Genomic DNA, 6,994 nt, shown 5'->3' on the forward strand with positions numbered 1-6,994 from the left:
CGGTGGCGCTATTGGGGTTGCCGGTATAGCCACGCACTTCATAACGCACCAGCGCCACGTCCTCTTTGGCCTTGAGAATAAGCTTGTAAAGGTCAAAGCGGCGCTCATCCGAGGCGGGCAGTGCTTCCACGTCAGCGATGACCCTGGCAATCAGCGCGGCGCCCTTGACCGCATTGACGCCCATTTCCTTGCGCATGGCTGCGTCATTGCGATAAGCCTCGCGCATCGTATTGAGTGCCACTTGATACTGCGTGCTGGCCTGCTCGATCAGAGCAAGTTTCTTCAGGTTTTCCGGTTTTCTCAGTTCTTTGGCGAGGCTTTTCTGCTGGGCGACAAACTGCTCCAGCGACGCTTGGATCAATGCACCTTTTTGTTCATCACCCCGGTCCAACTGGTACTGCAAGCGAGCTCTGCGCAGGTGATCAAGGCGGTTGCCCAGTTCGGTAATGCTGGTCATTCGATCCGTGCGCTCGATCATTTTTCCCAGGCTGAACCAGCCGGTCGCGGCGAGAATAGCGGTCAGAAGCAGCACAACAGCAAAGCCCAAAGCCAGCTTGAGCATAACGCTCATATTCGCGATCCAAGAGTTCATGACTTTCCTTTGGTATCAGCCACGAACGATGAAAACTGACGCGGCTATCTAAGAAGGGGCCGAAAATCTAACCAGCATTGATATAGATGATTAGATGAATGAAGCATAAAGATAGCCATTTGATATCACCTCTTCAAGACCTTAAACCCAACCTCGTGCCGTTTTTTGCTCGCACGACGGTGGTCGCTTAAACACGAAATACCCTGGCCATAGGATCTGCGCGGGGCTAGCTGAGCGACATTGATCGGACGCCCACGGCTTTTTTGAGCCGTTTTTTTTCAAGCAATCTACTCTGTAGGAGCTAGCCTGCATCTGTGGGTGCCAAGCTTGCCCGTAATGAACGATTGCGCAGTCTGCCTCGGGACAGCGTTGCCGGCATCGCGAGCAAGCTTGGCTCCCACAGGAGCAGTCCCCATGCAGATCCAACCTTCACCGAGCCCGCCCCCCAAAAAAACTGCGGCGCACGGTTAGAAAAATTGATCGAACGCAGTATTGGGCAGTCCGAAAAGGAGTAAAACGTCCGACGCTGACAATTGCAGTAGCGGCAATGTAAGGCTGCCCCTCGGACACAACACTAAGTGCGTAGCAGAAAGGCCGCCACAGATAATAATAATTATCATTTGAAAGCCATTATCATTGTTGCATTCCGCACGAAATATTATTGATCAACAGCCGGCCAACGCCCACGGGGCCGGGGCCGCAGGGTCCTGGAGGTACGCTATGTGCTTATTCCAATAAATAATTTCGCTATAGGAATTTTACTTGCCCGGTGTTTAGCCATAAAATCACCGCGATTGATTGCTGCGACATATCGTCACTGCGTTATTTCTTTTCAAGCTCAGAGACCTTTGCTCTCTGTTAAGGATTTCCAGCATGCCCGAAGCGACAGGACTCATGGCCCACAACTGGGGCTTTGCCATTTTCCTTCTGGGCGTTGTCGGCCTGTGTGCCTTCATGCTCGGCGTGTCGAGCCTGCTCGGGTCAAAAGCCTGGGGCCGCAGCAAAAATGAACCGTTCGAGTCCGGCATGCTGCCTACCGGTGGCGCCCGCTTGCGGCTCTCAGCCAAATTCTATCTGGTCGCGATGCTCTTCGTGATCTTCGATATCGAAGCCCTCTTTCTCTTTGCATGGTCTGTGTCCGTCCGCGAAAGCGGCTGGACCGGATTCGTCGAAGCTCTCGTTTTCATAGCAATTCTGTTGGCAGGTCTTGTCTACCTTTGGCGGGTGGGGGCTCTTGATTGGGCTCCGGAAGGTCGTCGTAAGCGGCAAGCGAAGCTGAAACAATGAGGCTTTGGCAATGCAATACAATCTCACCAGGATCGACCCCGATGCTCCTAACGAGCAGTATCCGATTGGCGAGCGGGAAACCGTTTCCGATCCGTTAGAAGATCAAGTCCACAAAAACATCTTCATGGGCAAGCTCGAAGACGTGCTGAACAACACGGTCAACTGGGGTCGCAAGAACTCCCTGTGGCCGTACAACTTCGGCCTTTCGTGCTGCTACGTGGAAATGACCACCGCCTTCACGGCGCCCCACGACATCGCGCGCTTTGGCGCCGAGGTGATCCGGGCATCGCCGCGCCAGGCGGATTTCATGGTTATTGCCGGGACCTGCTTCATCAAGATGGCGCCGATCATCCAGCGTCTCTACGAGCAAATGCTCGAACCGAAGTGGGTTATCTCCATGGGTTCGTGCGCCAACTCCGGTGGCATGTACGACATCTATTCCGTCGTTCAAGGGGTGGACAAGTTCCTGCCCGTGGACGTCTACGTGCCTGGCTGCCCGCCTCGCCCTGAAGCTTTCCTGCAAGGCTTGATGCTGTTGCAGGAGTCGATTGGCCAGGAGCGTCGCCCACTGTCCTGGGTCGTTGGTGATCAAGGCGTCTATCGCGCCGAGATGCCATCGCAAAAGGAACAGCGTCGCGAACAGCGTATCGCAGTCACCAACCTGCGCAGCCCCGACGAAGTCTGATCCAGCTCTGCTCTGCATAAGAAACGAGAACCTGGCTTCATTCTTTACGTTGACCGAAAGCGATAAATAACCATGACTACAGGCAGTGCTCTGTACATCCCGCCTTACAAGGCAGACGACCAGGATGTGGTCGTCGAACTGAACAACCGTTTTGGCCCCGAGGCGTTCACCGCCCAGCCGACCCGCACCGGCATGCCGGTGCTTTGGGTTGCCCGCGCCAAACTCGTCGAAGTCCTGACTTTCCTGCGCAACCTGCCCAAGCCGTACGTCATGCTCTATGACTTGCATGGCGTGGACGAGCGTCTGCGCACCAAGCGTCAAGGGCTGCCCGACGGCGTCGATTTCACCGTGTTCTATCACCTGATGTCGATCGAACGTAATAGTGACGTGATGATCAAGGTCGCCTTGTCCGAGAGCGACCTCAGCGTGCCGACCGTGACCGGTATCTGGCCGAACGCCAACTGGTACGAACGTGAAGTGTGGGACATGTTCGGGATCGATTTCCCCGGCCACCCGCACCTGACGCGCATCATGATGCCGCCGACCTGGGAAGGTCACCCGCTGCGCAAGGACTTCCCGGCCCGCGCCACCGAGTTCGATCCGTTCAGCCTGTCCCTGGCCAAGCAACAGCTCGAGGAAGAAGCCGCGCGCTTCAAGCCGGAAGACTGGGGCATGAAACGCTCCGGGGCGAACGAGGACTACATGTTCCTCAACCTGGGCCCGAACCACCCTTCGGCCCACGGTGCATTCCGCATCATCCTGCAGCTGGACGGCGAAGAGATCGTCGACTGCGTCCCGGACATCGGCTACCACCACCGTGGCGCCGAGAAAATGGGCGAGCGCCAGTCCTGGCACAGCTACATTCCCTACACCGACCGCATCGATTACCTCGGCGGCGTGATGAACAACCTGCCGTACGTGCTTTCGGTCGAGAAACTGGCCGGGATCAAGGTGCCGGAAAAGGTCGACGTCATCCGCATCATGATGGCCGAGTTCTTCCGAATCACCAGCCACCTGCTGTTCCTGGGTACCTACATCCAGGACGTTGGCGCCATGACCCCGGTGTTCTTCACCTTCACCGACCGCCAGAAGGCCTACACGGTGATCGAAGCCATCACCGGTTTCCGCCTGCACCCGGCCTGGTACCGCATCGGTGGGGTTGCCCACGACCTGCCGCGGGGCTGGGAAAAGCTGGTCAAGGATTTCGTCGAATGGATGCCCAAGCGCCTGGACGAATACACCAAGGCCGCCTTGCAGAACAGCATCCTCAAGGGCCGTACCATCGGGGTCGCCGCCTACAACACCAAAGAGGCCCTGGAATGGGGTGTCACCGGTGCGGGCCTGCGTTCCACCGGCTGCGATTTCGACCTGCGCAAGGCGCGTCCTTACTCCGGCTATGAAAACTTCGAATTCGAAGTACCGCTGGCAGTCAATGGTGATGCCTATGACCGCTGCATGGTTCGCGTCGAGGAGATGCGCCAGAGCATCAAGATCATCGACCAGTGCATGCGCAACATGCCGGAAGGCCCGTACAAGGCGGATCACCCGCTGACCACGCCGCCGCCCAAAGAGCGCACGCTGCAACACATCGAGACCCTGATCACGCACTTCCTGCAGGTTTCGTGGGGCCCGGTCATGCCGGCCAACGAGTCCTTCCAGATGATCGAAGCGACCAAGGGCATCAACAGTTATTACCTGACGAGCGACGGCGGCACCATGAGCTACCGCACCCGGATTCGCACCCCAAGCTTCCCACACCTGCAGCAGATCCCTTCGGTGATCAAAGGCAGCATGGTCGCGGATATGATTGCGTACCTGGGTAGTATCGATTTTGTTATGGCCGACGTGGACCGCTAAGCATGAATAGCACGCTTATCCAGACAGACCGTTTCGCCCTCAGCGAAACCGAGCGCTCGGCCATCGAGCACGAGCTGCATCACTACGAAGACCCGCGCGCGGCGTCGATCGAAGCCCTGAAGATCGTTCAGAAGGAGCGTGGCTGGGTGCCTGACGGCGCGCTCTACGCCATCGGCGAGATCCTCGGCATCCCGGCCAGCGACGTCGAAGGTGTTGCCACCTTCTATAGCCAGATCTTCCGCCAGCCAGTGGGTCGCCACATCATTCGCGTCTGCGACAGCATGGTCTGCTACATCGGCGGCCACGAGTCCGTGGTCGGCGAGATCCAGAACAAGCTGGGCATTGGCCTGGGCCAGACCACCGCAGACGGGCGCTTCACCCTGCTGCCGGTGTGCTGCCTGGGCAACTGCGACAAGGCCCCGGCGCTGATGATCGACGACGACACCTTCGGTGACGTCCAGCCTGACGGCGTCGCCAAACTGCTGGAGGGCTACGTATGACCCTGACTTCCTTCGGGCCCGCCAACCGCATCCAGCGTTCGGCCGAAACCCATCCCCTGACCTGGCGTCTGCGTGACGACGGCGAAGCGGTGTGGCTGGACGAATACCAGGCCAAGAATGGCTACGCCGCCGCGCGCAAGGCATTCACCGACATGGCCCAGGACGACATCGTCCAGACCGTCAAAGACTCCGGCCTCAAGGGTCGCGGCGGTGCCGGCTTCCCCACTGGCGTGAAGTGGGGCCTGATGCCCAAGGACGAGTCCATCAACATCCGCTACCTGCTGTGCAACGCGGATGAAATGGAGCCCAACACCTGGAAAGACCGCATGCTGATGGAGCAACTGCCCCATCTGCTGATCGAAGGCATGCTGATCAGTGCCCGTGCGTTGAAAACCTACCGTGGCTACATCTTCCTGCGCGGCGAATACACCACCGCCGCCAAGCACCTGAACCGTGCCGTGGAAGAAGCCAAGGCCGCTGGCCTTTTGGGCAAGAACATCCTGGGTTCGGGCTTTGATTTCGAGCTGTTCGTCCACACCGGTGCCGGGCGCTACATCTGCGGTGAAGAAACCGCACTGATCAACTCCCTGGAAGGCCGCCGCGCCAACCCGCGTTCCAAGCCGCCCTTCCCTGCCGCCGTCGGCGTGTGGGGCAAGCCGACCTGCGTGAACAACGTCGAGACCCTGTGCAACGTGCCGGCGATCATTGCCGACGGCGTCGACTGGTACAAATCCCTGGCCCGCGACGGCAGCGAAGACATGGGCACCAAGCTCATGGGCTTCTCCGGCAAGGTCAAGAACCCTGGCCTGTGGGAACTGCCATTCGGCGTCACCGGCCGCGAGCTGTTCGAAGACTACGCCGGCGGCATGCGCGACGGTTACAAGCTCAAGTGCTGGCAGCCCGGCGGCGCCGGCACCGGCTTCCTGTTGCCGGAACACCTGGACGCACAAATGTACGCCGGCGGCATCGCCAAAGTCGGCACCCGTATGGGTACCGGTCTGGCCATGGCGGTGGACGACAGCGTCAACATGGTTTCCCTGCTGCGCAACATGGAAGAATTCTTCTCCCGTGAATCGTGCGGTTTCTGCACCCCTTGCCGCGATGGCCTGCCGTGGAGCGTCAAGCTGCTGCGCGCCATTGAAAACGGCGAAGGCCAGGCCGGCGACATCGAGACCCTGCTGGGTCTGGTGGGTTTCCTCGGCCCGGGCAAGACCTTCTGTGCTCATGCACCGGGTGCCGTGGAGCCGTTGGGCAGCGCGATCAAATACTTCCGCTCTGAATTCGAGGCCGGCATCGCGCCAACGCGCGCAGGCGATCTCAATCAGGTGGTCACGCCGACCATGGTCGGCGCGTAACGACGCTTTAAAAGGCGAAGGGTCCGTGCCCTTCGCCTTTCGTCCGATGACGCCTTTGAAAGGCTGTTTGGATTCGGACGAATAACAAGATTCCATTAGCCACGCCCGCTGACACCGGGCCAACGAAGAACTTTGAACCATGGCCACTATCCACGTAGACGGCAAAGAGCTCGAAGTCGATGGCGCAGACAACCTGTTACAGGCATGTCTGTCCCTGGGCCTCGACATCCCTTATTTCTGCTGGCACCCCGCCCTTGGCAGCGTAGGCGCCTGTCGCCAATGCGCGGTCAAGCAGTACACCGACGAAAACGACAAGCGTGGTCGGATCGTCATGTCCTGCATGACCCCCGCCACCGACGGCAGCTGGATCTCCATCGACGACGAAGAAGCGAAAGTGTTTCGCGCCAGCGTCGTCGAATGGCTGATGACCAACCACCCTCACGACTGCCCGGTCTGTGAGGAAGGCGGCCACTGCCACCTGCAAGACATGACGGTGATGACCGGCCACAACGAGCGCCGTTATCGCTTCACCAAGCGCACCCACCAGAACCAGCAACTGGGCCCGTTCATCTCCCACGAGATGAACCGCTGCATCGCCTGCTACCGCTGCGTGCGTTTCTACAAGGACTATGCCGGCGGCACCGACCTGGGCGTGTTCGGCGCCCACGACAACGTGTACTTCGGTCGCGTTGAAGACGGCACCCTGGAAAGCGAGTTC

7 protein-coding genes are annotated in these 6,994 nt (G+C 59.1%); 6 read left to right on the forward strand and 1 reads right to left on the reverse strand.

Translation table 11 applies throughout. From position 1 onward, the window contains the following. Window positions 1-592 (reverse strand): methyl-accepting chemotaxis protein (locus GSM73_RS27300; RefSeq protein ID WP_256676899.1); only part of this gene is annotated, 592 nt, incomplete at its 3' end. 873 nt (window positions 593-1,465) lie between these two features. Here GSM73_RS27300 and GSM73_RS13635 point away from each other — a divergent pair. The 6 genes from GSM73_RS13635 to GSM73_RS27305 all read left to right on the forward strand — a co-directional run. After that, complete coding sequence (locus tag GSM73_RS13635; protein ID WP_011062185.1) at window positions 1,466-1,879, forward strand: NADH-quinone oxidoreductase subunit A; 414 nt, start codon at window positions 1,466-1,468, stop codon at window positions 1,877-1,879. Between the two features lie 10 nt (window positions 1,880-1,889). Further along, window positions 1,890-2,564, forward strand: a complete 675-nt coding sequence (locus tag GSM73_RS13640; protein WP_047227733.1) for an NADH-quinone oxidoreductase subunit B family protein — start codon at window positions 1,890-1,892, stop codon at window positions 2,562-2,564. Window positions 2,565-2,636: 72 nt separating this feature from the next. Further along, window positions 2,637-4,421 carry an NADH-quinone oxidoreductase subunit C/D gene (gene nuoC, locus GSM73_RS13645; protein ID WP_047227734.1) on the forward strand — a complete coding sequence of 595 codons (1,785 nt, stop codon included), beginning with the start codon at window positions 2,637-2,639 and terminating at the stop codon, window positions 4,419-4,421. A 2-nt stretch (window positions 4,422-4,423) separates the two neighbouring features. Beyond that, the gene (nuoE, locus tag GSM73_RS13650) at window positions 4,424-4,921 is read left to right on the forward strand and encodes an NADH-quinone oxidoreductase subunit NuoE (protein WP_003203372.1); all 498 of its coding nucleotides are present in this window, start codon (window positions 4,424-4,426) and stop codon (window positions 4,919-4,921) included. Further along, window positions 4,918-6,276 (forward strand): NADH-quinone oxidoreductase subunit NuoF, encoded by a 1,359-nt coding sequence (gene nuoF / locus GSM73_RS13655; protein ID WP_076385483.1) that lies wholly within the window; start codon window positions 4,918-4,920, stop codon window positions 6,274-6,276. The genes nuoE and nuoF overlap by 4 nt, the downstream gene beginning before the upstream one ends. Before the next feature lie 139 nt (window positions 6,277-6,415). After that, the coding region (locus GSM73_RS27305; protein WP_256676900.1) for a 2Fe-2S iron-sulfur cluster-binding protein at window positions 6,416-6,994 on the forward strand (579 nt) is incomplete at its 3' end.

Origin of the sequence: Pseudomonas sp. PICF6, from assembly GCF_009831705.1 — a bacterium.
Classification (GTDB): Bacteria; Pseudomonadota; Gammaproteobacteria; order Pseudomonadales; family Pseudomonadaceae; genus Aquipseudomonas; species Aquipseudomonas rhizophila.

Excerpts from the sequence above, each read along its gene's own strand:
- GSM73_RS13635 (WP_011062185.1), top strand. The coding sequence starts at position 1,466 with ATGCCCGAAGCGACAGGACTCATGGCCCACAACTGGGGCTTTGCCATT.
- GSM73_RS13640 (WP_047227733.1), top strand. The coding sequence starts at position 1,890 with ATGCAATACAATCTCACCAGGATCGACCCCGATGCTCCTAACGAGCAG.
- nuoC (WP_047227734.1), top strand. The coding sequence starts at position 2,637 with ATGACTACAGGCAGTGCTCTGTACATCCCGCCTTACAAGGCAGACGAC.
- nuoE (WP_003203372.1), top strand. The coding sequence starts at position 4,424 with ATGAATAGCACGCTTATCCAGACAGACCGTTTCGCCCTCAGCGAAACC.
- nuoF (WP_076385483.1), top strand. The coding sequence starts at position 4,918 with ATGACCCTGACTTCCTTCGGGCCCGCCAACCGCATCCAGCGTTCGGCC.